Source organism: Micromonospora sp. NBC_01796 (assembly GCF_035917455.1).
Taxonomy (GTDB): domain Bacteria; phylum Actinomycetota; class Actinomycetes; order Mycobacteriales; family Micromonosporaceae; genus Micromonospora_G.
In genome coordinates this window covers 5,930,307-5,952,950 of sequence record NZ_CP109078.1, presented here as the reverse complement: position 1 = coordinate 5,952,950, position 22,644 = coordinate 5,930,307, and the positions used below count along the sequence as shown (strand labels likewise).

At 68.1% G+C, this 22,644-nt stretch carries 19 protein-coding genes and 2 pseudogenes; 12 read left to right on the top strand and 9 right to left on the bottom strand.

The genetic code is table 11. The features are described 5' to 3' along the window. The first annotated feature begins 231 nt into the window (after positions 1–231). Positions 232–813, top strand: a complete 582-nt coding sequence (locus OIE47_RS27130; RefSeq protein WP_326557334.1) for a peptidase inhibitor family I36 protein — start codon at positions 232–234, stop codon at positions 811–813. Between the two features lie 288 nt (positions 814–1,101). Here OIE47_RS27130 and OIE47_RS27125 read toward each other — a convergent pair whose 3' ends face one another. After that, on the bottom strand, positions 1,102–2,778 hold the full coding sequence (locus OIE47_RS27125) for an ABC-F family ATP-binding cassette domain-containing protein (RefSeq protein ID WP_442792189.1): 1,677 nt from the start codon (positions 2,776–2,778) through the stop codon (positions 1,102–1,104). A gap of 765 nt (positions 2,779–3,543) precedes the next feature. Here OIE47_RS27125 and OIE47_RS27120 point away from each other — a divergent pair. Next, positions 3,544–4,749, top strand: a complete 1,206-nt coding sequence (locus OIE47_RS27120; RefSeq protein WP_326557332.1) for an MFS transporter — start codon at positions 3,544–3,546, stop codon at positions 4,747–4,749. Here OIE47_RS27120 and OIE47_RS27115 read toward each other — a convergent pair. Continuing rightward, positions 4,736–5,041 (bottom strand): hypothetical protein, encoded by a 306-nt coding sequence (locus tag OIE47_RS27115; protein ID WP_326557331.1) that lies wholly within the window; start codon positions 5,039–5,041, stop codon positions 4,736–4,738. The genes OIE47_RS27120 and OIE47_RS27115 overlap by 14 nt on opposite strands. 206 nt (positions 5,042–5,247) lie before the next feature. After that, positions 5,248–5,781, bottom strand: a complete 534-nt coding sequence (locus tag OIE47_RS27110; RefSeq protein WP_326557330.1) for a hypothetical protein — start codon at positions 5,779–5,781, stop codon at positions 5,248–5,250. Positions 5,782–5,823: 42 nt separating this feature from the next. On the opposite strand from OIE47_RS27110, the pseudogene OIE47_RS27105 reads away from it, so the two are divergent. Both OIE47_RS27105 and OIE47_RS27100 read left to right on the top strand, forming a co-directional pair. Then, positions 5,824–6,300, top strand: a pseudogene (locus OIE47_RS27105) (non-reducing end alpha-L-arabinofuranosidase family hydrolase); the annotation flags it as partial. 192 nt (positions 6,301–6,492) lie between these two features. Then, positions 6,493–6,990 carry a hypothetical protein gene (locus OIE47_RS27100; RefSeq protein ID WP_326557329.1) on the top strand — a complete coding sequence of 166 codons (498 nt, stop codon included), beginning with the start codon at positions 6,493–6,495 and terminating at the stop codon, positions 6,988–6,990. 86 nt (positions 6,991–7,076) lie between these two features. Here OIE47_RS27100 and OIE47_RS27095 read toward each other — a convergent pair whose 3' ends face one another. The 3 genes from OIE47_RS27095 to OIE47_RS27085 form a co-directional block, all read right to left on the bottom strand. Further along, positions 7,077–9,677 carry a carboxypeptidase-like regulatory domain-containing protein gene (locus OIE47_RS27095; protein WP_326557328.1) on the bottom strand — a complete coding sequence of 867 codons (2,601 nt, stop codon included), beginning with the start codon at positions 9,675–9,677 and terminating at the stop codon, positions 7,077–7,079. 264 nt (positions 9,678–9,941) lie between these two features. Then, positions 9,942–10,616 (bottom strand): cytidylate kinase family protein, encoded by a 675-nt coding sequence (locus OIE47_RS27090; RefSeq protein WP_326557327.1) that lies wholly within the window; start codon positions 10,614–10,616, stop codon positions 9,942–9,944. A gap of 164 nt (positions 10,617–10,780) precedes the next feature. Then, positions 10,781–11,254, bottom strand: coding sequence for a hypothetical protein (locus tag OIE47_RS27085; protein WP_326557326.1), 474 nt, complete (start codon positions 11,252–11,254; stop codon positions 10,781–10,783). A gap of 786 nt (positions 11,255–12,040) precedes the next feature. Here OIE47_RS27085 and OIE47_RS27080 point away from each other — a divergent pair. The 4 genes from OIE47_RS27080 to OIE47_RS27065 all read left to right on the top strand — a co-directional run bounded on the left by OIE47_RS27080 (position 12,041) and on the right by OIE47_RS27065 (position 15,731). After that, the gene (locus OIE47_RS27080) at positions 12,041–12,187 is read left to right on the top strand and encodes a hypothetical protein (RefSeq protein WP_326557325.1); all 147 of its coding nucleotides are present in this window, start codon (positions 12,041–12,043) and stop codon (positions 12,185–12,187) included. Positions 12,188–12,812: 625 nt separating this feature from the next. Next, the gene (locus tag OIE47_RS27075; RefSeq protein WP_326557324.1) at positions 12,813–13,589 is read left to right on the top strand and encodes a maleylpyruvate isomerase N-terminal domain-containing protein; all 777 of its coding nucleotides are present in this window, start codon (positions 12,813–12,815) and stop codon (positions 13,587–13,589) included. 438 nt (positions 13,590–14,027) lie between these two features. Next, positions 14,028–15,080: a HEAT repeat domain-containing protein gene (locus tag OIE47_RS27070; RefSeq protein WP_326557323.1), complete on the top strand. Its 1,053-nt coding sequence runs from the start codon at positions 14,028–14,030 to the stop codon at positions 15,078–15,080. 240 nt (positions 15,081–15,320) lie between these two features. Beyond that, the gene (locus tag OIE47_RS27065) at positions 15,321–15,731 is read left to right on the top strand and encodes a hypothetical protein (RefSeq protein ID WP_326557322.1); all 411 of its coding nucleotides are present in this window, start codon (positions 15,321–15,323) and stop codon (positions 15,729–15,731) included. A 185-nt stretch (positions 15,732–15,916) separates the two neighbouring features. Here the strand turns inward: OIE47_RS27065 and OIE47_RS27060 are convergent, their stop codons facing one another. From OIE47_RS27060 to OIE47_RS38075, 3 genes and pseudogenes are all read right to left on the bottom strand, one after another. Then, positions 15,917–16,360 carry a DUF4240 domain-containing protein gene (locus OIE47_RS27060; RefSeq protein ID WP_326557321.1) on the bottom strand — a complete coding sequence of 148 codons (444 nt, stop codon included), beginning with the start codon at positions 16,358–16,360 and terminating at the stop codon, positions 15,917–15,919. A gap of 44 nt (positions 16,361–16,404) precedes the next feature. Continuing rightward, entirely contained in the window at positions 16,405–16,560 is a 156-nt protein-coding gene (locus tag OIE47_RS38080; RefSeq protein ID WP_442792188.1) for a hypothetical protein, read from the bottom strand. A gap of 685 nt (positions 16,561–17,245) precedes the next feature. Then, a pseudogene (locus OIE47_RS38075) lies at positions 17,246–17,341 on the bottom strand (hypothetical protein); the annotation flags it as partial. A 532-nt stretch (positions 17,342–17,873) separates the two neighbouring features. Here OIE47_RS38075 and OIE47_RS27050 point away from each other — a divergent pair. The 4 genes from OIE47_RS27050 to rhaS all read left to right on the top strand — a co-directional run bounded on the left by OIE47_RS27050 (position 17,874) and on the right by rhaS (position 22,613). Further along, entirely contained in the window at positions 17,874–19,412 is a 1,539-nt protein-coding gene (locus OIE47_RS27050) for a sugar ABC transporter ATP-binding protein (RefSeq protein WP_326557319.1), read from the top strand. Next, positions 19,409–20,464 (top strand): ABC transporter permease, encoded by a 1,056-nt coding sequence (locus OIE47_RS27045; protein ID WP_326557318.1) that lies wholly within the window; start codon positions 19,409–19,411, stop codon positions 20,462–20,464. Before OIE47_RS27050 ends, OIE47_RS27045 begins: the two co-directional genes overlap by 4 nt. Continuing rightward, positions 20,454–21,473, top strand: a complete 1,020-nt coding sequence (locus tag OIE47_RS27040) for an ABC transporter permease (protein WP_326557317.1) — start codon at positions 20,454–20,456, stop codon at positions 21,471–21,473. Before OIE47_RS27045 ends, OIE47_RS27040 begins: the two co-directional genes overlap by 11 nt. 81 nt (positions 21,474–21,554) lie before the next feature. Continuing rightward, positions 21,555–22,613 (top strand): rhamnose ABC transporter substrate-binding protein, encoded by a 1,059-nt coding sequence (rhaS, locus tag OIE47_RS27035; RefSeq protein ID WP_326557316.1) that lies wholly within the window; start codon positions 21,555–21,557, stop codon positions 22,611–22,613. The last annotated feature ends 31 nt before the right edge of the window (positions 22,614–22,644 follow it).

Here is a 22,644-nt window from a genome sequence, read left to right as displayed (position 1 = left end):
CTGCGCTGGTGCGCGATCGGGAGACACCGGTTGCGCGATCGACATGGCCGTGGCGGAGCCATGATCTGGTCACACCGAGTGGGCGTCGAGTATGTCGGCGACATAGCGAATGGTTACGAAAGCGCTTAGTGATGTTCGAAATCCTCAGACCAGGAGTTGCGGCCGGACCGGTGGACACAGCCACCGCCCGGTCGGATCCGCTCCATCCACATCACTTCGCTGGAGGACGCCATGACACCGATCCCGAACCGCACCCGCAGACCGATCGCCGCGCGCCTGCTGGTCGTCCTGATCACTGGGCTCTTCGCCATCACCGCCGGAGCATCGGCAGCGTCGGCGGCACCGCAGGCCGGCATGTCCAGTGCCGAGGTCAAGCTGCAATCGGACATCAGCGCCCACATCAAGGCCTACGGCGGCACGCAGATCTCAACGAACGAGATCGCCTGGCGGGGTGGGCGTGTGGTGCTGACCATCCCGCAGCCCGGTTCCAGGGCCGCCCTCGCTCCGGGCGAGAAGATCGCGCCGCTCGGCACCGCCAACTGCGCGAGGGGCTGGACCTGCCTGTACGAGCACTCCAACTTCGACGGTCGCCGGCTCACGTTCACCGATTGCATCAGCGAGTATCTGCCGAACTACGGGTTCCGGGACCAGGCCAGCTCCTGGCACAACAACCAGACCGGCGGGGCGGTCTCGGTCGTCTACAACTACGTGGGCAGCTCCCCGCAGTGGATCTGGTCGGAGCCGTCGCCGAGGCAGAGCACCTACGTGGGCGACGCCAACAACGACAAGGCCGACGCGATCCAGGTCTGCTGAGGCAGTCGGGGTCTTCGGAAGGCATATCGAGCACATGAACGGGGTCGGGCCCAGGGATCGCCACGAGTGGCGACCACCGGGCTCGATCGGGAGGGCCGCCGTGAATCCGATCGCCAAGCCACGACCGACCGGATTCACGGCGAGGGCCCAGTCAGCCGGAGGCCCTGGCCGACCTGCCGTCCCTGTTCGGTCACGCTGTGGTCCACAGCGATCGGACAACGGTGGGCGGGCCGGTCTCGACGCCCGCCGGCCAGGCCCCCGGTCGATGCTGTGGCACCCGATCCGGGTTCAGCCTGTCGACGGCATCGCCGAGACGTCCCCTCCGGGCAACACGTGGATTCTGCGCAGGTGGCCGGCGGTTGTCGCGCGTTCACGCCAGCGTCGGTCATGAGTCACGGTGAGCACAGCACCCGGATAGTCGAGCAGGGCGTGCTCCAATTGCTCGACGAGTTCCGGGTTCAGGTGATTCGTAGGCTCATCGAGCAACAGAATGTCACTTGGCGCCGTAACCGCGACGGCGACCTCGTACCGTCTGCGTTGCCCGATCGACATCTCGGTGAGCCTCCGGGCCAGGTCGTCGGGGTGGAACAGGCCCAGCCTGAGCAGTGACTGCGCGGCGTCGTCGTGGTACGCGTCGATCGCGTCTGCGAAGGCATCGAGGAGGGTCTTTCGGGAGCCGGTCGCGAGATCCTGACGCAACCACGCCGCGCGGATGTCGGGACTACGCCAGACCGTGCCCTGATGTGGGGTGAGTTCGCCTGCGAGCAGCCGGAGTAGCGTCGTCTTGCCCGCACCGTTCGGCCCCGAGATGAGCCATCGCTCCCCCGCCCGGACTTCCAGCGAGTCGAGTGTGAGCCGCGGCCCTCTTCCGTCGACGCCGAGACGCACTGCGTCCGCCGCGAGCAGCAGCGCCCCCGCGCCGGAGTCGTCGCCGGCCTCCGGCGGTCCATCACCGGTGAACGGTGCCAGGAAGCGGAGCGGGTCCGCTGGCCGCGGTGCCGGGTTGGCGCGAAGGCGCGCAACGCGCCCCTTCGCCATCCCGATCCGTCGCATCGCACCGTGGTCGCGGCTGCGCGCGCGGAACGCGGCGTGACCGAAGATGGCCCGCTCCCGCTTCTGTGGGGTCGAATCGAGGCGGAATGCGTTGGCGGCGATGAGTGCTTCGTTGCGTACCAACTCCTGCCGCCATTCCTCGTGCTCCTCCAGTAGCCGCCGTCGCTCGGCTTCACGTGCGGCGAGGTAGCCCGTATAGCTGTCGCCGTAACGCCGCAGGGCGCCGTCCTCGACGCGGATGAGGGCCGTGGCGAACCTGTCGAGGAAGACGCGGTCGTGTGTCACCACCACGAGGGCACCTCGGTGTCTCGAAAGGCGATCTTCGAGCCAGGCGATGCCTGCGTCATCAAGATCGTTCGTCGGCTCGTCGAGCAGCAGCAGCTCCGCCTCCGACGACATCGCCGCCGCGAGGGCGAGCCGCGCACGCTCGCCACCGGAGAGCGACCTGACAGGCCGAGCACGGTCGAGCCCGCCGAGTCCGAGCTGGTCGAGCGCCGCGTCCACCCTTTGGTCGAGGTGGTACCCGTCCCTCGCCTCGAAACGATCCATCGCCGCGCTCAGCCGATCGAGGAAGGCGGGTTGCTCGTCAACCTCCGCGTGGGCAACTCTTTCGGCGGTTTCCTGTATCTCGGACTCGATCCGGTGTACGTCAGCGAGCAGCTCGTCGAGCGCTCCGGCGACCGTCGCGTCGGGCGGGAAGTCGGGCCGTTGTTCGGCGAGCGCGAACCCACCGGGCAACTCGACCAGTCGTTCGCCAGCGGTCAGGCTGACGGTTCCCGCGATGACGCCGAGAAGTGTCGACTTGCCGGCGCCGTTGTCGCCGATCACCGCAATCCGCTCAGAAGCTCCCACGACAAGGTCCACACCGCTGAGTACGGTGCGTTCGGCGAACCGGACGGCGCCGCCACGGATCGCGCAGACGCGGTGCGGGCGGCTTGTGGTGGCACTCGTTGGTAGCCGGGCCGGGGATGGGGAACGAGAACTATGAGTCATCACAGGGCTCCTCTTCGCGATCTGCGGGCGATAACGCCAGCGGTCGCGGTACATGCGCTCCCTGAGGACGCGCACGAATGTACGGGGACCTCGCGCCTACAACGGCCTCTTCGCCGGGCGCGCGTAGGACCCGCCGCGGAGAAGACTCAACGCGGCGTCCCGTACTAGAGAACCAGCGTACCCATGACGGGGATTTTAGCAGGATCATCCGAGCCAGGCGCAGACCTGGGAGCACGCGCTCCTCAACGTCCACGCGCCACCACCAGGATCCTGGGCCCAGCGTTCATCGTGTGCTCGCTGGCTGGCGCCGTTGCTGATTCACCCGGTGCTCCCGGGCGGCAAGGCTCCTCGAACGGAAGGCCGAGGGGCCGTCGGCGTTCTGCCCCAGGGGACCGGCCGGCGGTGTCCCCCGAAGAGACTTCCGCCGGCCGTCACCAGGGCTGCCCGTACGTAGGCGTGCCATCTCGGGCAGCCTGCTGGCACCTTCGGATCACCAGTACGGCGTGAGCTTCTTCATGGCCACCTCCTCAGGGTCATCAGCGCTGAGGCATAGCCAACCATCGACGAGTTGACAGGCACTGAACCCGGAGCCCTCCGTAAAGGAAGAGGCGATTCAGTGCGCGGTGGCAGTGTCTGGGCGACATCGTGTCGAACCGGGACCCGGACCGGAAGGGACGCCGCGCCATGAGAACGCTGCTGCGCAATCGAGAGTTCCGCGCCATCGCCGTGACCGAGTTGCTGTCGGTGCTCGGAGACCAACTCGCCCGGGTTGCGTTGGCCCTGCTGGTCTTCGGACGTACCGGATCCGCCGGGCTCAGCGGGCTGACCTACGCGCTGACGTACCTGCCCACCGTCGTGGGCGGGATCCTGCTCTCGTCGGTGGCCGACCGTCGGCCCCGCCGTGAGGTTCTGGTGGTGATCGACGCGATCCGGGCGGTGGTCGTCCTTGCCATGGCGGTTCCCGGTGCCCCGCTGCCGCTGCTGTGCGCCCTGGTGGCGACGTCGGCCTTGCTGAGCGGCCCCTACCAGGCCGCTCGCCTCGCGCTGCTGCGCGACATCCTGCCGCAGGAGCAGTACGGCGCCGGAATGGCACTGCGGCAGTCGTTGAACCAGGGCGCGACGCTGGCGGGATTCGCCTCCGGTGGTTTCCTCGCCACCGCCTTCGCCCCCACCACCTGTCTGATCATCGACGGCATCACCTTCGCGGTGTCGGCGATCATCGTCCTACTGTTCGTCCGACACCGCCCGGCCGCCGCAGCGGCCGGCGAGCGGACGGCCGTCTCATCGACGTTCCGCCTGGTCTGGCACTCGCCGGCCCTGCGCGCGATCTTCCTGATGACCTTCTCAGCCCTGTTCCTCATCGCCCCGGAGGCGCTCGCCGTGGCGCTCGCCGCCGAGGTGGGCCTCAGCCCCCGGTGGGTCGGACTGTTCATGGCCTCGGCCGGACTGTTCGCCGTGGTGGTCCTGTGGCTCTTCGCCACATACGTCACCGCGGCCCAGTACCCGAAGGCGTTCCCGGTGGCGTGCATCGCACCCGGTCTGCCGCTGCTGGCCGTCGTGACGCTGGACAACCCGTACCTGATCATGCTGGTCTTCGGTCTCAGCGGCGCCGCGTGGGCGGTGCTCATCGTCATCTCGGTGTCCACGTTCGCGGAACTGCTCACCGCCGACCAAAGGGCCCGTGGAATGGGCATCGCGGCGTCCACGAACCTCACCGCGCACGGACTCGGCGCCGCCCTCGCCGGGCTGATCGCCGATGTGACCGGCGTCGCCGCGGCCATCAGCCTTCTCGGGCTCGCGAGCATTCTCTTCGCTGTGCTGCCCATTGTCCTCTGGAGTCGCGCACAGAGCGCCAGTGCCCGTTCCTGCTCGGGGCTCAGCGTCGCGTAGTGCCCGGCCAGAAATCCCGCACCGACCACGGCCAGGCGCCGGCCCGGCCCGGCCCGAGACGTTTGCGCAGCTCGACGGCGTCGTGCAGGGTCCGCAGCACGTGGCCGCCCCGACCGGGCAGCCGACGAGGACGAACCCCGGTGGCGACGATCAGGCCGTCGTACCCGACGTATCCGCCGTCGGCCAGGCGCATGAGGCTGTTCGGCCGTTTGTCCACGCCGGGCCCCCACGACGCGGTGGACGCCGGCAGCAGCTCCGCGGCCGGAGCCTCGTCGCCTCCGCTCCCCGTCACCCGAACAATTGACCACAGTCGAACATGAACCCGCACCGGCCTCGCAGCACTGGTTCGTGTCGGAGCGACCCATCAGGGGCCGCCCTGCCGCTACGTTGCGGCGGTCAAGGACCGATCATGGTGATGCCCCCCCGCCGACACGCCGACGGTCGTCATCGACCAGCAGCCAGAGCACCGCGTGCGCGGATGACGGTTGCCGTGCCCGATCAGGCAGATGCCGGCCCGCGGCGCAACTCTCGGATGACGCCGTGCCGCTTCAGCGCCCAAACCAGCCGGCGGGCGGGCCGGTGCCGGAGGAACAGCAACGTCGCCTCCCCGACCAGCGTCAGTCGACGGCCGCGGAACTCATCCTCCGCCACCTTCCACACCAGTGTCCGCAACCCCTGCGACTCGAGGGCGTCGCGGATCTCGGCGCGGACAGCGGGATCGTCCAGAGCCGCACGGATCGACGACGCAAGACCCGGGCGGTCGGTAAGGTTGTCCGAGATCGCGTCCGCGAGGCTGCGCCGGATGTCGTCGGTCTCTATCAGCAGCAGGACCGCACCACGGATCTCCGCTGTCTCCAGCGCCGACCGCAGCAGCTCCATCGCCCGATGCCGCACCTCGTCGTCGTGATCGTCGACGGCCAGCGCGGCAAGCAGAGACGTCACCTCGTCAAGGTCGATCAGGTGCCGCAGGCCAGCCCGGAAGTCGGGTCGTTCCCAAGCGGCGAGCACCACCTTGACCACGTTGCGATCCATGCCCTCACCTACCCGACCGACACCCGGGACGAAACGAGCACGAACATGTACCTGTTCCTCGCCGGGGACAACGGCAAGATCTACCGCGCCAGCATGCCCATCGGAAACTTCCCGGGCAGCTTCGGCTCCACCTCGACGGTGATCATGAGCGACACGACGAACAACCTGTTCGAAGCGGTTCAGGTCTACAAGATCCAGGGCCAGAACCAATACCTCATGCTCGTCGAGGCCATCGGCTCGCAGGGTCGCTACTTCCGCTCGTTCACCGCCACCAGTCTCGGCGGTTCGTGGACCCCGCAGGCCGCGACCGAGAACAATCCCTTCGCCGGCAAGGCCAACAGCGGCGCCACCTGGACCAACGACATCAGCCACGGCGAACTGATCCGCAGCAACGCCGATCAGACCATGACCGTCGATCCCTGCAACCTGCAGTTGCTCTACCAGGGACGATCCCCCAGCTCCGGCGGCGACTACGGACTCCTGCCCTACCGGCCAGGACTGCTCACACGGCAGCGCTAGGTCCGTCCCACGGCCGTGGATCTCGTTCGTGAAACCGTTCGGGACACAGGCGATGCGAGCAAATCACGGTGGGCTGTGCCGGCGCCGATGCTGCCGGCACAGCCCACCCGGGGCCTCGCCGGAGCCCGGCGACCGCCACGTTCTTGAGGCCGATTCCTATCCTGAAGGGAGACGACGACTGCGGGGAGAGCCATGCTCGGGGACATTGCGGAGTCGGTAAGCGCGGTTGCGGTAGTGGTCTCCCTGCTCCTGCTCGCGCGGCAGACCAGCAAGTTGCGGGAGCAGACGCAAATCACCAACCTGATGGGACGGTATGAGGCGCTGAACTCCGCGAGCGAGCGGTACGACCAGGCCCTAATGATGATCTTCGAGCATCCTGAACTCCGGTCGTACGTGCTGGAAGGCCGTCCCCTCGCCGACGACGACCCTAACCGTGATCGAGCGCTGCTGGTGGCCGACGTGATGGCCGGGGCGATTGACCATGCAAACCGGGTGGCCAAGCGGTTTCCGGACCCGCATCACGATCAAGGGTGGCAGCGAATCGCCGTCGCGGTCTCCCGCCGCCCGGTCTTCCAAGCGCTGTTCTCCAAGTCGCCACACGAGTTTCCCGACCTGATGGCAGCCCTGGCCGCCTCCGGACAACAGTTTGCGGTCGAACCGACCCCTGAAGCAGGTCGTGGCGAGAAGTAGCCGAATCCCCCGGAGTTCGCCCCGACGGGCGTTGGTCCGGAGCGGAGGCGGGCCGGCGACGGCGGTCGCCGGCCCGGCCCCACGGCTCAGCCGATGGTCAGGTCAAGCTGCTCGCGGCCGTTCGCGGGCACCCGCACCGGGTTGCCGTCGTGCCAGCCGGTCGACTTGGTCACCGGGTCGGCCAGGTACCACTCCAGGTTGACCGGGCCACCGCCGATCACCCGGAATTCGTAGGTGCCGCCCTGACCTGCCACGTCACCGACGGCGAGTAGGTCGCCGGTGTTCACGCCGCGTGCCTTCAGCCGGCCGCCGCTCCAGGCGGTGTCGCCGGGTGCGATGGTAACCGTTCCAGTGACCTTGGCACCCGCCGACAGCGTGGCGTCATAGGTACTGGTCGCGCCGCTGGTGACCGGCACCGTCTCGGCCTGGAACCGGTTGCCGGTCGCGCCGGACCACTGCCGCGGCAGATCGGCGATCGGTGTGAAGAGCAGGGGCCACGCGTACGGCCCGAGGTTCCCGACCGTGTATCCGCCCTCGTTGTCCGTGCCCTCGGGGAAGAGTTCCGACCGGGGGATCTCGAAGGCCGTGACCCCGACCTCGACGTGCTCCACCGGCTGGCCGTCCGGGTCGCGCACCACGCCGGTGACCGACCCTGCGGGGTCCAACTGGATCGTGCCGAGCCGAGTGGTCTTGCCCGCCTTGATATTGATCTTGGCAGCCTGCCTCTGGTCGCCGGTGCCGCCCTCCGGGGTGAACCACTGCGCCCCGTACGCGCTGCCGTCCGGCGGCTTGACGAACAGTTGGTAGGTGCCCGGCGCCAGAGTGCCGCTGGTGCCCATGCCCTGCTTGTTGGTGCAGGCGGATGCGCGCTCGCTGGTGCCACCCGCACCCGGCGGTACGGCGTAGAAGCACACGCTCTCACCCGCCGTCGTCCCCGTCGCACGGTCGACCACTCGCGCGTTGAACCGGCCGCCGATCTCGACCGGGATGGTCAGCGTGGCCCGCCCGGCGGCCGGGATGGTGACCGGCACGTCCTTCTTGCCGAGGTAGTCGCTGCCGTCCAGCATGTTCAGCGTGACCAAGGTCGGGCCTGCGGCGAGTCCCGCTACGGTCACCGTCGAGCCCTGGGTGCAGAAGTCGTCGAACTTCGCGACCACCGCGACGCAGTAGTTGCCGACCGGGGCACCCGTGGTGGCGTCCACCGCGCTGACGACGAGCGAGCCACCGGTGTGCCACGTCGAGTTCACCGACGCGGAACCGCCCGCTGCCACGGTTACCTCACCGCCGTCCTGGGAGAGCTCACGGGACGAGTTGGTGAGCGTGATCCGGTACGACTCCGGGAACACACCGGTCATCTGCCACTCGCCGTCCGTACCCGTCTGGACGGTGTGGCGCTGGTGCACGCCCTCAGCGATCACGTCGGCCTGCACGGAGAGCGCGGGCGCCGGCTCCCCGGTGGGCAGGGTCACCCGGCCCGAGAGCGTGGACCGAGCCGGGTGCGTCACCTCCAGCGTCCTGGTCCGTCCGGCCCGGACCTTGACCGGGACGGCGTCCTCGATCCGGAGCGTGCCGGGCGCGAAGTAATCGTCGTAGCTGAACAGGTAGTCGCCCGGCAGGAGGTCCTCGAAGGTACGGGAGCCAACGTTTGTGCCGTTCGCGAACGCGACCTTCGTGCCGCCATGCCAGAGGGCAAACGAGTACTGGTCGACCCTGGTGCTGCCGTCCCGCAACTCGACACGGAGCGCACCGGTCGGCCGGAGCGAGTCGTTCACCTCGACGGACTGCCCCACGGCGATCCGGAAGATCTTGCCCGCCGCCTCGTCGATCTTCCCGGGCACCCATTGGCGGGCGTTGAGCGAGACCCGCCAGCGCCCGGCGGGCACGGTAAGCGAGAACCGACCGTCCGCCCCGGTGCTGGTGTTGTAGTTGCCGTCGCCGTCGACCTCGTATGCCACGACGCTGGTCTGGGCCGGGTTGCCCTCCGCGTCGGTGATCAGCCCGGTCAGGGTGCCGGTCGGCAGGAGGCTTTCATCCACGGTCAGCGTCTGGTTGCCGCGCAGGGTGAACCTCTTGGCGGCGGCCTGGCCGTGCTCCTGGTGTGCCCACACGCGGAACGGAAACTTCACGAACTGCAGGGTGACCTCGCCGGCCGGCACGTGCGTGATGGAGTAGCGGCCGTCGGCGTCGGTCGTGGCGCCCGGCGCGAAATAGGAGTACGGCTCGGCGTCGAGATAGACCGACGCCTGCGCCACCGGGCTGCCGGCCTGGTCGGTGAGCCGGCCCTGGACCGTGCCGGTCGGTACCTGCCGCTCGTCGACCACCGTGGCCAGGCCCGGCACCACGGTGTAGCGCTGGGCGTCGTCCGCGTTCGGCTTGCCGGGGGCGTACTGCGAGATGGTGCCGTCCGAGAATCGGACCGTGACCGGGCCGGCCGGCACGTCATCCATCTCGTAGCGCCCCTGCGCGTCCGTGTAGGCCGAACGCTGCCAGTGGTTGTAGGTCAGGCTGCTGGTGGAAATCGACGCGTGGACGATCGGGTTGCCGGATCGGTCGGTGAAGACGCCCCGGACCGTGCCGGTCTGCGGCTCGAGCGGCCCGGAGATCTGCGCGGCCGACGCCGGTGTGGCCGGGACGACGAGGATCAGACCGACGGCGACGAGGCCGGCGGAAAAGAGTCTTTTGAGCATGCGTGTCAAACTCCGCTGGGTGTTGATCCACTAAGGACCTGAGCCTATGCGGAGATCAGACCTGCCGGGGGGGGTCTCTGGATGAACGGGAAACGATCGCGGGTACGGGTGCCGGTCACGATGCGACCGTTGACTTCCTTCCCGGCGTCGTAGCCACGGGTGTCGACGCCGGACCAGCTCGGCGACAGCTCTCGCCTCCCCGACGGCTTCACGGGGCCGGCCGACACACCTCCGAGATGACCGGATCTACCGAGTTAGGTGCGGTCAACGTGTTTGGGTCTCCCAGACCGGCTGATGGGGCTCGTCGTTGTGCACGACGATGTTGGCGTGATGGGTCGGGCGGACCGTGGCGAAGTAGAACTCTTGGGAGGGTATGTAACGTTCACGCCAGCGCCGTTCGACTTCGGCGCGAGATGACACCCTGCGCTCTCGGATCACGGCACGATCCACGGTCTTCTCGAGCGCGGTCGACACGAAGATGCGCAGATCCCATCGAACAATCAATTCCGGGCGCAGGAGGAAGACGCCGTCGAAGACCAGCACGGCGTCGGCGGTGGCAGTCGTGACCGGCGGGGACAGCGCAGTATCCGCGGTGCGGTCGTAGACCGCGTGTTGGAAACGTCGATCTCCGCCCGGGCCGAGCGGGTCGAGCAGAACCCGGTTCAACGCGTCGTAGTCGTGGGCATCGAAGTAGCAGCCTTCGGCCGAGAACTCTCCGCGCGGATAGCGCTGCGCCCGGGGGAAGAGAAAATCGTCGATCGTCGCGCGAATGACGTCGCGGCCCTGTTCGCGCAGGACGACGGCCAACTCGTCGGCGAGGGTGGTCTTGCCGGCAGCGGGCGGTCCATCGACGGCCACCCGCGTCGGGTGTGCGACCGTGACGGACCGGACTGCCTCGGCCAGGCGGCCGAGCATCTCGTCGCGGGTGCCCTGATCCATGTCCCGCCCCGTCCTAGTCTCGCGAAGGTCGCCAGGTCAAGCCGACCTCAGGTGCCAGCCTTTCGCAGGTCGTGGCGGCGATGAGCGCCGACCCAATGCTCTTCCCAGCCGGAATACAGGAGACTTGACCCAGGTTGTTCGGGCAGACAATGGCCGGCACCTTCCTACGCCGTGACCTCCGGACGGCGGTCAACGATCCGGGCGGGAACTGCGGCTGGTTGACCTTCCTGCGATCCGCCGGATGGAGCCGGCGTGATACCCAGGGCGTTGAGCAGTTTTTCCAGGGTGTCCTCCACGAACACGTTCTGTGCGTCGAACGCTGCGCCGATGGCACTCTCGGACGATGTGAGGTGCGCTTCGGCGGACCAGGAAAGCGCCCTCCGGACCACCTCGTCGAGCGGCTGTTCCATCGGCGGTGCACCATATTCGATCGCCGTCCGCTCGTGGAGGTAGGCATGCCACGAGACTCCGGCCGGCGTGAGCGCCTCTACATCCGCCAGGTCGCTGTCCATGACATAGGCCGACAGCGCAGGCGCCCCGGTCTCGGTCACCAATCCCCGAAGTGCACCCCGGGCATCGCCGTCCAGGGTGGCCGACCGCCAGCCGTTTGCGAAGACCCTCTCCTCCAGGGCGTCCACGCCCCGCACCGCTGCCAACTCCGACAGCGGCCGACCCGAACGCGCGACCACGATCCGCCCGGTGTACCCCATTCGGCTAACCCTTCAATTCCGCCGCGTTGCGACAAGAGATGGAACACTGGGGGTCCCCAGGGAAGCCAGGGTACGCATCTCCGGCCCGCATCTCCGGCGCCAACATCGGAAAGATCCGTCCCGCCCCCTCCTGGTCGAGGTCCCGGAGATCCTCAGTGGCAAGCAGCCCATAACCGCCCCTGGCAGACTTTGTCCACTCGACGAACGCCCCGGTGACACGCGGGCCATCCACACCACCGAGCCGGTCACCGGCCTCTTCCGGTCAAGTCGTCAACCAGGGATAGCCGCCCGCGACGTCCGCCGACTCTCCAAAACGGTTCTGATCGGCCGGCCGTCAACAACATTTTCGAACGGCGTCCGACCACTTCCCCGGTCGTGGGAACTCGCCGGACGCGGGACTACAGCCGTTGGCGACGTAAAAACAAGGGTCAACGTCGCCTTTCTGTACGCCGGATCGGCCCACGAGGGTCGAGAACAGGCTGCCAGAGCCGTCCTCGGCCCTCGTCAGCTTGAAGCCCACCTGCCGGACCTACCTCCGGCGGCAGGGTCGGCCCGACCAAATCCTTCCCGGGTCCGGTCCACCACGGGCGAAGCCACAGCTTCGACTCGTCGGTCGAGGACTGGCTGGCTGAGATCTTGAAGGTTGCCGAGGCTCCGCACTGGGTAGTGGTCCGCTGATTCACCACTGTCCATCACCAAGCCCGGAGGCCCGCCGTGACCCTCTCGCTATTCCTCTACATCCTCGGCACCATCGCCCTCGCGCTCGAAGCGATCGGTGTCCGGGCCCCCAGGGTCTCGCTCGGCTGGCTCGGCCTGACCCTCATCGCCTTCACCGCGCTGATCCTGCCCGAAATCGACTGACACTCAGTGCCCGTCGGAGCCGCAACTCTCTGGCATCTCTCTGGCATCGCTCTGGCCCGCCGAGCACGCCCTGCCGCGGGCTGGCGAGCCTCCGTGGGCTCCCGTAGGCGAGGTCGCCGGGCTGCCTTGGCCGCCCATCGATCAAGCCGCCTGACCTGTATCCCTCAGGTCAGGCGGCTTGTGATCCTCCTAACTTTCCGATCCGTGGTCGTCCCGCGCGGACAGACCCCCAGGCAGGGCTTACACCGCTCACGTGTATTGATTCCGTGACCACGGCTGGCCGTATGGCCCCACTGCCGCCGTACCCTCCCGAAGCCTGTATCGCTCGGAAGGTCAGTCGGAGCTACGCCACCTGGAGTATTCGTTGATCAGCCCGTTAAGGATTTTCCGGCGGTACACCCTTTCGGCGGCCAAGCCAGCGGCCGGTCGAGGCGACATGGCGGTGGCTCTGGCTGGCGTCGGCCTTGGTACGGCATGTGATCGTTGAGCCTTTTCCATCGTGACGGCGCAGGTCACGGCAGGCGGATCCCTGGCTCGCCAGTGCTGCGGCGCCCGCGGCGTCGGCTGCGAAAATCGCTGTCCGGTTGTCGGAGCACACTGGTAGAAAGCCGGAGTGCAAAAGACTTTGACGTTCTCTGAGCAGCTGCGGCTCATTGACGAACGGTCGACCGCCTTCCGCGCCGCGGTCGCCGCGGCACCCAGCCTCGACATGCAGGTGCCGACCCACCCCGAGCGGACGCTGTTCGATCTCGTGCGACACGTCGGTATGGGCCGCCGCAAAGCAGCCGCCGTCGTCGCCGCAGGGCCTGCAGACGGTCCCCCGGAGAAGTCTGTCTGGGAGGGCGGCGCGGGCGCGCCTCGGGAACGCGACGCTCTGCTGGCCTGGTGGACCGAGTCCATCGAGCAACTGGCGAGCGTGCTGCGCGAGGCCGGCCCGGAGCGCGATTGTTGGACGTGGTGGGGTGACTCGCAGTCACCGCAGACCTCTGGCTCCTGGGCCCGGCGCCAAATTCACGAGATCGCGGTGTACACGTACGACGCCCAGCTCACCGTGGGTGTTCCGCAGCCGCTACCGGAGGAGGTCGCCCTCGACGGTTTTGACGACTGCCAGTTCACCCTCTGCTCAACAACGGTCGCCTGGCCGCACGAACCCGCCGTCGTCGAATACCACGCCTCCGAGGGCCACTCCTGGCGCCTTCGGCTCTCCCAGGACGGCGCACGGGCCGCCCGCCTGCCCAGGCCCGATGCCGGCGAGGGCCCGGACGCCCCCGACGCCTCCGCCCAGGGCACGGCCAGTGACCTGGTCCTGGTCTTCTACAACCGCATACCGCTGGATTCCCTGAAGCTAAAAGGCGACCGCCGCATCTTCGACCAGCTCATCGCCTGGGACCCGTCCGTGTAACAACGTCTCTTCACAGGCCGGGCACAAGGGCCCTTGCACGCCGGCCGCTGGACCCTCGCCTGGGGCATGCCGCGCTGGGGGTGCCGCGGCGTTGCCGCCGTGTTCACGTCATCGACTCGGATCAGGGCCACCGGATCGCCGCGCCGCTCGCCGAGGGCGGTGCTCCGGAGGTGGTTGTACTCGCGCCCGCCGCAGATCCTCGATGGATCTCGGCAGTACGGCAGCCGCTCCTGCGGGCGTACGAGGGGCGCATCGTGCCGAGCGTCCGGATCTGCCGCAGACCGCGCGCTCGGGCAAGGCGTGCCGGTCGCGCTGCATCGGCCGGCCCCGGTGCGGTCCCCATCAGGGTACGGCGAGGGGCGGGCGTAGGTCGTACTCGCGTGAAGTAGCCTTCGCACTAGCCGCAGCCGGCACCGGCAGGCGCTGGAGGCGGTTCAGGTGACGCTCGATGAGGTGTTGCGCCATGTCGATACGCTCCACGGCGATCCATGGCCAGCGGTCGAGGAGTTGGCCGGAAGCGGCGACCACTCGTTAGTGCCGCCCGTGCAGGCCGCGTTGGAGCGCTATCTCGACGAGCACAACTGGTACGGCCGGAACTTGATGGCTTATATCCTGGCCGAGCTGCGCGGCACCGCGGCGTTCCCGCTGCTGCTACGCGCGTTCGCTCGTCCGCTGCCCGGCGATGACCGCGATGACCTCTGCGCCTGGCTGGCTAACATCATGAAAGCCGATCCGGCGGGCTGCCGGCCTACCGCACTGTCGTTCATCGCCGCCGAGCATCGTGACCTACGAGGCGCGGGGTTGTGGGCCCTTGGCTACCTCATCCAGCCCAGCGACATCGACGTGCTGCAACAGGCGCTGACTGACGCTGACCCTCAGATCCGGCGGACCGTGCTGGGTTCTCTGACAAGCCTCAAGGGCGACAGTCGCGCGTACGAGTTGGTGCTGTCCGCCTTACACGACCCGGACGATTGGACCCGGCGATCCGCAGTCTTGCATCTGCGCTGGTTCGCGGACCCGGACGCCGTCGATCATCTCCTACCCCTGACTCGCGATCCCGCCGCGCACGTCCGCTCCGCGCTGGGCGAGACCATCGGCTACCTGCCCATCGACCCAGACCATCGGCCAGCTGCGACCTCCGCCCTCCTGTTACTGCTCGGAGACGCCGAGCCCGAGGTACGCGCTGGCGCGGCCCGTGGGCTCGGGAGCCTGGGTGGACCAGTCGACGCTCTGCAAGACCGCGCCGGCGACCCCGACCAGCACGTGCGCGCCGCCATCGCCGTGGCCCTCGCCGAGAACGCCGACCCGAGCCTGACCTCAACACTGTGGATTCTGGCCTCGGACACCTCCGCCGCCGTACGCGCCGACCTGGCAACCGCGCTGGGAGGCTGCGCCTGGATCGGTGCACGACCACTGATCACCACCCTCACCCAGGACCCGGACCGCGCCGTACGAGCCCGCGCCAGCGTCGCCCTCACTCGAATCTCATAGCGCCCGGCACCCAGCCGTCGAGGAGTCCGGACACCGGTAGCGTCTGACCAAGGAACATCGCCAGCAGTTGATCTGCGCGGGAGCTGCGGGGGCCGTCGGGAAAGAGCGACCGGCGACCGGACTGCTAGCGTTCGCCGCCATGTGGACCGAGGAGATCGTGGCCGGGCGCCCGGCGTGGCGGCACGCCCCGTCGGGCGTGGTGTTCCGCAAGGTGCCGGGCGGCACGTTCCGGATGGGCTTTTGTCCGACACGGAGCTGGACGCGGTACGCGTCATCGAGCACAGCGGCGGGGTCGAGGACACCCTGGAGCCGTTCTTCGCCGGCGCCCAGGACGCACGGCCGGTGCGCGAGGTCCGGGTCGAGCCCTTCCTGATCGCCCGGCACCCGCTGACGGTGGCGCAGGTCCGGCATTGGCTGCCCGAGTACGAGGACTCCTACACCGAGTCGGACACCGCCACCGCCCGACTCGAAGACGACTTGGACGACCTGGTCGGCATCCCCGACATCAGCGGGGACCGGATCCCGGATCTCTGGGCCCGCAACGGTCCGGACGGGAGCATTCGCGTCTACCACCCGTCCGCCACCAACACCAACGCGTTCGTGAAGGTCATCATCGCCGAGAACTGGAGCACCTTCAAAGCCTTCGGCTGAACCCCCGCGACACCATGGCGGCGGGCCCGGACAGTCATCTGTCCGGGCCCGCCGCCGTCAGCACGATCGACCGCCGGGGACGAGGACGGCCGCCGAGAACCTGACCTGAGTCAGCTACCTCCGACCGATCATCCCGGTGAACCACATCGACCGGGCGCCCGCGGGGCAGGCGAAACTGCTACCGACTACCACCATTCGTCGTTCGACCCGGTCTCATAGTCGTACTCCTCGACATGGTCCCAGTCCTCGCCGGTGAGCACCTTGTACGCATTGGACGGAACATCGAGAATTGACTCGGCGTGGGCGGCTTCGGCACTGACGAACGGGTGGAATGCCGATTCGTCGGCAAGAACAGCCGCGAACGCCACGGAACCCGCCACGACCACCGCGCACCTGGCGTACAGGAAACCGTCGTCCGATAACCGCTCCGCCGACTCCTGGCTTTCCAGGAGATAGCGTCGATCAAGCTCGTACAGCTTGTACGCGAGCGTCTCCGCGAAATCCACGATCCGCTCGACAGGGCCGCGAGCCAGTTCTGTCGTGAGCTCCCTGTAGGGCCGATCATCCTGGAGCTCCGGGCGCCCACCGAGGGAGCCCACCAGTCCCCAGAACTCAACGTCATCCATCATCTACCCGAGCCCCTAGACTCCCGCACTCCGTCACGAGCATTGATTCAGTGCCAACTCTTGTTACCCGGTGTGCGCTTGCCGAAGATCATGAAGAATCCCCTGATCAGTCTTGTCTCGATCGCTTTGGCCCGCCGCTTGCCGGGAATTCCGTTCCGGAGAATCTTGCCCGTATATTTGTCGTTCGGGTTCTTCCGGTTCAGCTTCGCGACCTGCTTGGAAAGCCTGTCCCCTTGCTTTCCCCATACTTGTACGGCTTACCGTTCTTATCGATACGGTAGTGTAATGGATGCAGGTGCAAACCAAAGAGTTTCCATGCTTGCCGCAAGCACGGACATTATGGACGAGCACATCGGAGCCGTCAACCGACACCACGTAGGTGTGGACGTCGCCGACATTCAGGTTGTACACAATTTGATCAGGTACCCAGCCACGGTCGAAAACCGACGCCACCCGCACCGGCTGATCATCGGTCGCCCGTCTGACCCAGGCGCCTACCTGGACGAGCGATATCGGTAGGTAGGACCCGTCGGCCATCAGAACGGGAGTGTCCCCGTCGAAGGAATTGCGTTTCCGCGCGCACTTGGATCCGGCCCGAGCCAGTTTGCGTCCCGCGGACGCCTTACGTGCTTTGGCTGCGGCACGGGCTGCGGTCGCTGCATAGCGTGCGCCCTTGACGGCTGCTCCTGCGCCGACGACGGCCGCGGCGGCTCCGCCGATGGCCCAGGCGGCTTCTTTCCAGTTGCCGGTGGCGGCGTAGGAGACGGCGGAGACGACGCCGGCGATGGTGCCGATGGGGCCGGGGATCATGGAGGCGTAGGAGGCGACCTTGGCCACTTTGGAGAGGCCCTTCTTGATGCTGCCCCAGCCGAATTTGCCGTCGAGGTCGGTGCAGTTGACGGGGTCGCCGGCGCAGTAGTCGTAGGCGGTGGCGTTGCCGCCGTCGACGGGGTCGACCTGGAGGAACCTGCCGAGGGCGGGGCTGTAGAGGCGTACAGCCCATGAGGATGACGTCGCCCATGGCTTCGCCGGAGCGTTGTTTGCCGCCGAGCCAGCCGTAGCGTTGGTCGGCTTGCCCGGCCATGGGGATGCCGAACTCGTCGTAGTCGTAGAGCTCGGGTTCGGTGAGTGCGGGGTCGATGGTGGCGGCGACGGCGCCGTGGAGGTTGGTCAGTTGCAGGCGTACGTCTCCGGTGGCACTGGTGGTGGCGGCGAGGTCACCGTCGGGGCCGGAGACGTTGCGGGTGATGCTGCCGAGGGTGGTGTCCTCGATGATCCAGCGGGCCTCGTCGGAGTCGTCGCCGTAGTGGTTGAGCTTCGAGGAGGCGTTGACCCGGGCCGTGTTGACGGGCATCCGATGCATACCCGGTATGCATGCTGGCCATGTCCATCCAGGACCTGGCATCCACCGGATGTCGACGCGATCAACTGACCGGAGACCCTTGACCGAAGACGAAACCTCCACTTAACGTCTATCTCACAGAGGTCGATGAAACGTTTCAGTTTGGGGGCTGTTATGCCCGAGCGCGACCATGCGATCAAGCAGCCATTACTGGCCCTGAGCCAGGCGCGGAAATCCTTTGGTGCCATCGCCGCCCTACGCGACGTCTCGCTGGAGCTGTATCCGGGTGAGGTCCACGCGTTGGTTGGAGAGAATGGGGCTGGAAAATCGACTCTGGTCAAGATCCTGGCGGGAGTTCACGCACCGGACGCCGGCACCCTGACCCTCGACGGTCAGCCGCTGCAGATGAGCGGACCGGCGGATGCGCGGGCGGCCGGCATAGCGGTGATCTACCAGGAGCCGACGCTCTTTCCCGACCTGTCGGTGGCGGAGAACATCTTCATGGGGCGTCAGCCGCTGCGCGGGCTGCGTCGGATCGACGCCGCGTTGATGCGTCAGCAGGCGGCGGAGTTGTTCGCACGTCTGGGCGTACACCTGGATCCGGACCGCCCGGCGCGCGGCCTGTCCATCGCCGACCAACAACTCGTCGAGATCGCCAAGGCGCTCTCCTTCGACGCCCGCGTCCTGGTGATGGACGAACCGACGGCCGCACTCTCCGGCGTCGAGGTGGAGCGGCTGTTCGCCGTTGCCCGGTCGCTGCGCGACTCGGGGGCCGCGGTCCTGTTCATCTCGCACCGCTTCGACGAGGTCTTCGACCTCTGCCAGCGGATCACCGTCATGCGCGACGGCCGGTGGGTCTCCACCGACCAGGCCGGTGACCTCGACGTGCCGGAACTGGTCCGGCGGATGGTCGGCCGCGAGATCACCCAGCTCTTCCCGAAGACCGAGACGGAGCCGGGCGAGGTACTGCTCGAGGTCCGCAACCTGACCCGGTACGGCGTCTTCGAGGACGTCAGCTTCCGGGTCCGGGGCGGTGAGATCGTGGCGCTCGCCGGACTGGTCGGCGCCGGCCGCAGCGAGGTGATCAGGGCCGTCTTCGGCATCGACGGGTACGACTCCGGTGAGGTCGAGGTGGCTGGCAGACGACTGCCGCGCGGCAGACCGGCGGCGGCGATGGCCGCCGGCCTGGCCCTGGTGCCCGAGGACCGCCGCCAGCAGGGGCTGGTCATGGAACTATCGATCGAGCGCAACGCGACCCTGACCCGGCGCTGGCAGCTCGCGAGGCTCGGCCTGCTCGGTCGGGCAGCCGAACGACGGGCGGCCGACACCTGGCTGCAACGGCTCCAGGTCAAGGCCGGACGAACCACCGATCCGGTCTCCACCCTCTCCGGCGGCAACCAGCAGAAGGTGGTGCTGGCCAAATGGCTCTCCACCACCCCGAAGGTGCTCATCGTCGACGAGCCGACCCGGGGCATCGACATCGGCACGAAGTCGGAGGTGCACCGGCTGATGTCGCAACTCGCCGCCGACGGCGTCGCGGTGGTGATGGTCTCCAGCGAACTACCGGAGGTGCTGGGTATGGCCGACCGGGTGCTGGTCATGCACGAGGGACGCCTGGTGGAGGAGATCGACCGGGACCGGGCGGACGAGGAGTCGGTCATGTTGGCGGCCACCGGTCAGGCCGGGGCCGACGGAAAGGACACGCCGTCATGACCACCACGGCCCCGGCGGGTCAGACCGCGAGCGCGCCCCCGCCGGCCACCACACGGGCGGGCGTCCGCGCGGCGCACCGGTTGTTCGCCGTACGGGAGCTGGGCATCGCGCTCGCCCTGCTGCTCCTGATCGCCGTCACCACGGCGGTGAACCCGCGCTTCCTGTCCGGGCAGAGCCGGAAGGACCTGATGCTGGGCGCCACCATCCTGGTGGTGCTCGCGGTCGGTCAGGCGATCGTCATCATCACCCGCAACGTCGACCTCTCGGTCGGTTCGGTGCTCGGGCTGTCCGCGTTCGCCACCGGCAAGCTCTTCCTCGCCATGCCCGACGCACCGATCGTCCTGGCGGTTCTCGCCGGGATCGGGCTCGGCACGCTCTGCGGCATCGTCAACGGCGCGCTGATCGCGGTCGCCCGGGTGCCGGCCCTGGTGGTCACACTCGGCACGCTCTACATGTTCCGTGGCCTCGACTACTCGTGGGCGGCCGGGCAGCAGATCAACGCCGCCGACCTGCCCTCCGGTTTCAAGGCAATGGGTACGGCCACCGTCCTCGGCGTACCGGTGCTGGCGCTCTTCGCGATCGTGGTGCTGCTGGTCGCCGGCTACTACCTGCGGTCCTACCGCAGCGGACGGGAGCTGTACGCGATCGGGTCGGATCCGGCGGCGGCACGGCTGTCCGGTATCCCGGTGGGTCGGCGGGTGTTCGGCGCACTGGTGGTCAGCGGCGCGCTGGCCGGGCTCGCCGGGGTGCTCTACGCGGCCAGGTTCGGCACGCTCGACGCCTCTGCCGGCAGCGGCATGGAACTCAACGTGGTCGCCGCCGCCGTGGTCGGCGGGGTGGCGATCTTCGGTGGCAGTGGCTCGGTGTACGGGGCGGCCCTCGGTGCCCTCCTGCTGAGCACCATCGGCAGCGCGCTGCCGGTGCTGCGGATCGACCCGTTCTGGCAGCAGGCGGTCGTCGGTGCGCTCATTCTCACGGCGATCGGCCTGGACCGGGTGCTCGCGGCGCGGGTCGCCCACCGGCTACGAGGAAGGAAGGCCCGTGGCGCCTGACAAGACCGGCCGACCGGCCCGCTCGCTGGCCAAGCTCGGCACCTGGGACGTACTGGTGATCGTTGTCCTCGTCGGGGTCATCGTCGCCTCGTCGGTGCTGGTCGAAGGCTTCGCCAGCCCCCGTTTCTGGGGTTTCCTGCTGCTCGACGTCACCCCGATCGCGTTGATCGCGCTGCCGATGACCCTGGTGGTGATCACCGGGGAGATCGACCTGTCGGTGGCGAGCACCCTGGGGTTGGCCAGCGCGGTGATGGGGCAACTCTGGTTCCTCGGCCTGCCGCTGCCGGTGATCCTGCCGCTGGTGGTCCTGCTCGGTGCGCTGCTCGGCGCGGTCAACGGCCTGTTCGTCGCCGGATTCGGCCTGCCGTCGCTGGCCGTCACGATCGGTACGCTCGCGCTCTACCGGGGCCTGGCGTACGTGGTGCTCGGTGACCGGGCGATCGCCGACTTCCCGTTCTCCTGGACCGCCAACTCGATCGAGGCGCTGCCCGGCACCACCGTGCCCTGGGTGGCACTGGTCGTCGCCGCGCTGGCCGTGGTCTTCGGGGTGGTCCTGCACGCCACCCCGATCGGCCGGAGCCTGTACGCGATGGGCAACAACACCCAGGCCGCCACGTTCGCCGGCATCTCGGTGAACCGAACCAAGTTCTGGCTGTACGTCCTGACCGGTGCGATCGCCGCGCTGGCCGGGATCTTCTGGACCCTGCGCTACGCCAGCGCCCGGGCCGACAACGGCAGCGGCCTGGAGCTTTCCGTGGTGGCCGCGGTCCTGCTCGGCGGGGTCTCGATCTTCGGTGGGCGGGGCACCCTGGTCGGCGTACTGGCCGGCGTGCTGCTGCTGATGACCCTGCGCAACGCCCTGCAACTGGCCGACGTACCGGCCGACACCCTGACCGTGGTCACCGGCGCCCTGCTCATCATCTCCGTCGTCGGGCCCAACGTCGCCCAGATGCTCCGTGACCGGCTGCGCCGACGACGAGCCACCGCACAACCCGTGGCAGGCGCCTGAGCGTCGGACCACTCAACACCCCAACCACCATCACCCAACCACTGAGCTGGGTACCGCTATGTCCCCGGAAAGGAACTGGTCATGAGAGGTATTCGGACCAACCCCCTACACCTCGGCACGTCCGTCCTCGTACTTACGGCGCTGCTGATGAGCAGCGCGGCGTGTGCCAGTGACGAGGGCTCGACCCCGTCCGGTGATTCGAACGGCGACGGCACCATCAGGAGCGGCCTGAGCGTCGCGTTCCTACCCAAGACGGTGAACAACCCGTACTTCACGGTCTCGGACAACGGCGGTAAGGCGGCGGTCGACGAGTTCGAGGGTGAGTACAAGGAGGTCGGCCCGTCCGAGGCCAGCGCCTCGTCCCAGGTGAGTTACCTCAACACCCTGACCCAGCAGGGCAGCGACGTGATCGTGGTGTCGGCGAACGACCCGAACGCCATCTGCGGAGCGGTCAACCAGGCCCGGCAGGGCGGCGCGAAGGTGGTCACCTTCGACTCCGACACCAACAAGGACTGCCGGGACCTGTTCGTCAACCAGGTCACCGGGCAGGGCATCGCGGAGAACCAGGTGAAGCTCATCTCCGAGGCGATCGGCGGCGAGGGGAAGATCGCGATCCTGTCGGCGACGGCGAACGCCACCAACCAGAACGCCTGGATCGACCTGATGAAAACCGAACTGAAGAAGCCCGAGTACGCGAAGATCCAGCTCGTCACCACCGTCTACGGCAACGACGAGGACCAGAAGTCCTTCCAGGAGACCCAGGGCCTGCTGGCGTCGTACCCGGATCTCAAGGGCATCGTCTCGCCGACCACGGTGGGTGTGGCCGCGGCGGCGCGTTACCTGTCCGGCTCCCAGTACAAGGGCAAGGTCGCGCTTACCGGTCTGGGCACCCCGAACCAGATGCGGGAGTTCGTCAAGAACGGCACGGTGAAGAACTTCGCCCTCTGGAGCCCGGCCGACCTCGGTTACCTGGCCGCCTACGCCGGCGCCGCGCTCGCCTCCGGGGTCATCACCGGCAAGGAGGGTGACAAGTTCACCGCCGGGAAGCTCGGCGAGTACACCGTCGACGCGGACGGGGTGGTCGTGCTCGGCCCGCCGACCGTCTTCGACTCGGCCAACATCGACCAGTTCAACTTCTGAGCCACCCGTCTCCCGGCGCCGCCCACCTCCC

Coding starts and splice junctions, on each gene's coding strand:
- OIE47_RS27130 (WP_326557334.1), top strand. CDS start 232: ATGACACCGATCCCGAACCGCACCCGCAGACCGATCGCCGCGCGCCTG.
- OIE47_RS27120 (WP_326557332.1), top strand. CDS start 3,544: ATGAGAACGCTGCTGCGCAATCGAGAGTTCCGCGCCATCGCCGTGACC.
- OIE47_RS27110 (WP_326557330.1), bottom strand. CDS start 5,781: ATGGATCGCAACGTGGTCAAGGTGGTGCTCGCCGCTTGGGAACGACCC.
- OIE47_RS27100 (WP_326557329.1), top strand. CDS start 6,493: ATGCTCGGGGACATTGCGGAGTCGGTAAGCGCGGTTGCGGTAGTGGTC.
- OIE47_RS27095 (WP_326557328.1), bottom strand. CDS start 9,677: ATGCTCAAAAGACTCTTTTCCGCCGGCCTCGTCGCCGTCGGTCTGATC.
- OIE47_RS27090 (WP_326557327.1), bottom strand. CDS start 10,616: ATGGATCAGGGCACCCGCGACGAGATGCTCGGCCGCCTGGCCGAGGCA.
- OIE47_RS27060 (WP_326557321.1), bottom strand. CDS start 16,360: ATGATGGATGACGTTGAGTTCTGGGGACTGGTGGGCTCCCTCGGTGGG.
- OIE47_RS27050 (WP_326557319.1), top strand. CDS start 17,874: ATGCCCGAGCGCGACCATGCGATCAAGCAGCCATTACTGGCCCTGAGC.
- OIE47_RS27045 (WP_326557318.1), top strand. CDS start 19,409: ATGACCACCACGGCCCCGGCGGGTCAGACCGCGAGCGCGCCCCCGCCG.
- rhaS (WP_326557316.1), top strand. CDS start 21,555: ATGAGAGGTATTCGGACCAACCCCCTACACCTCGGCACGTCCGTCCTC.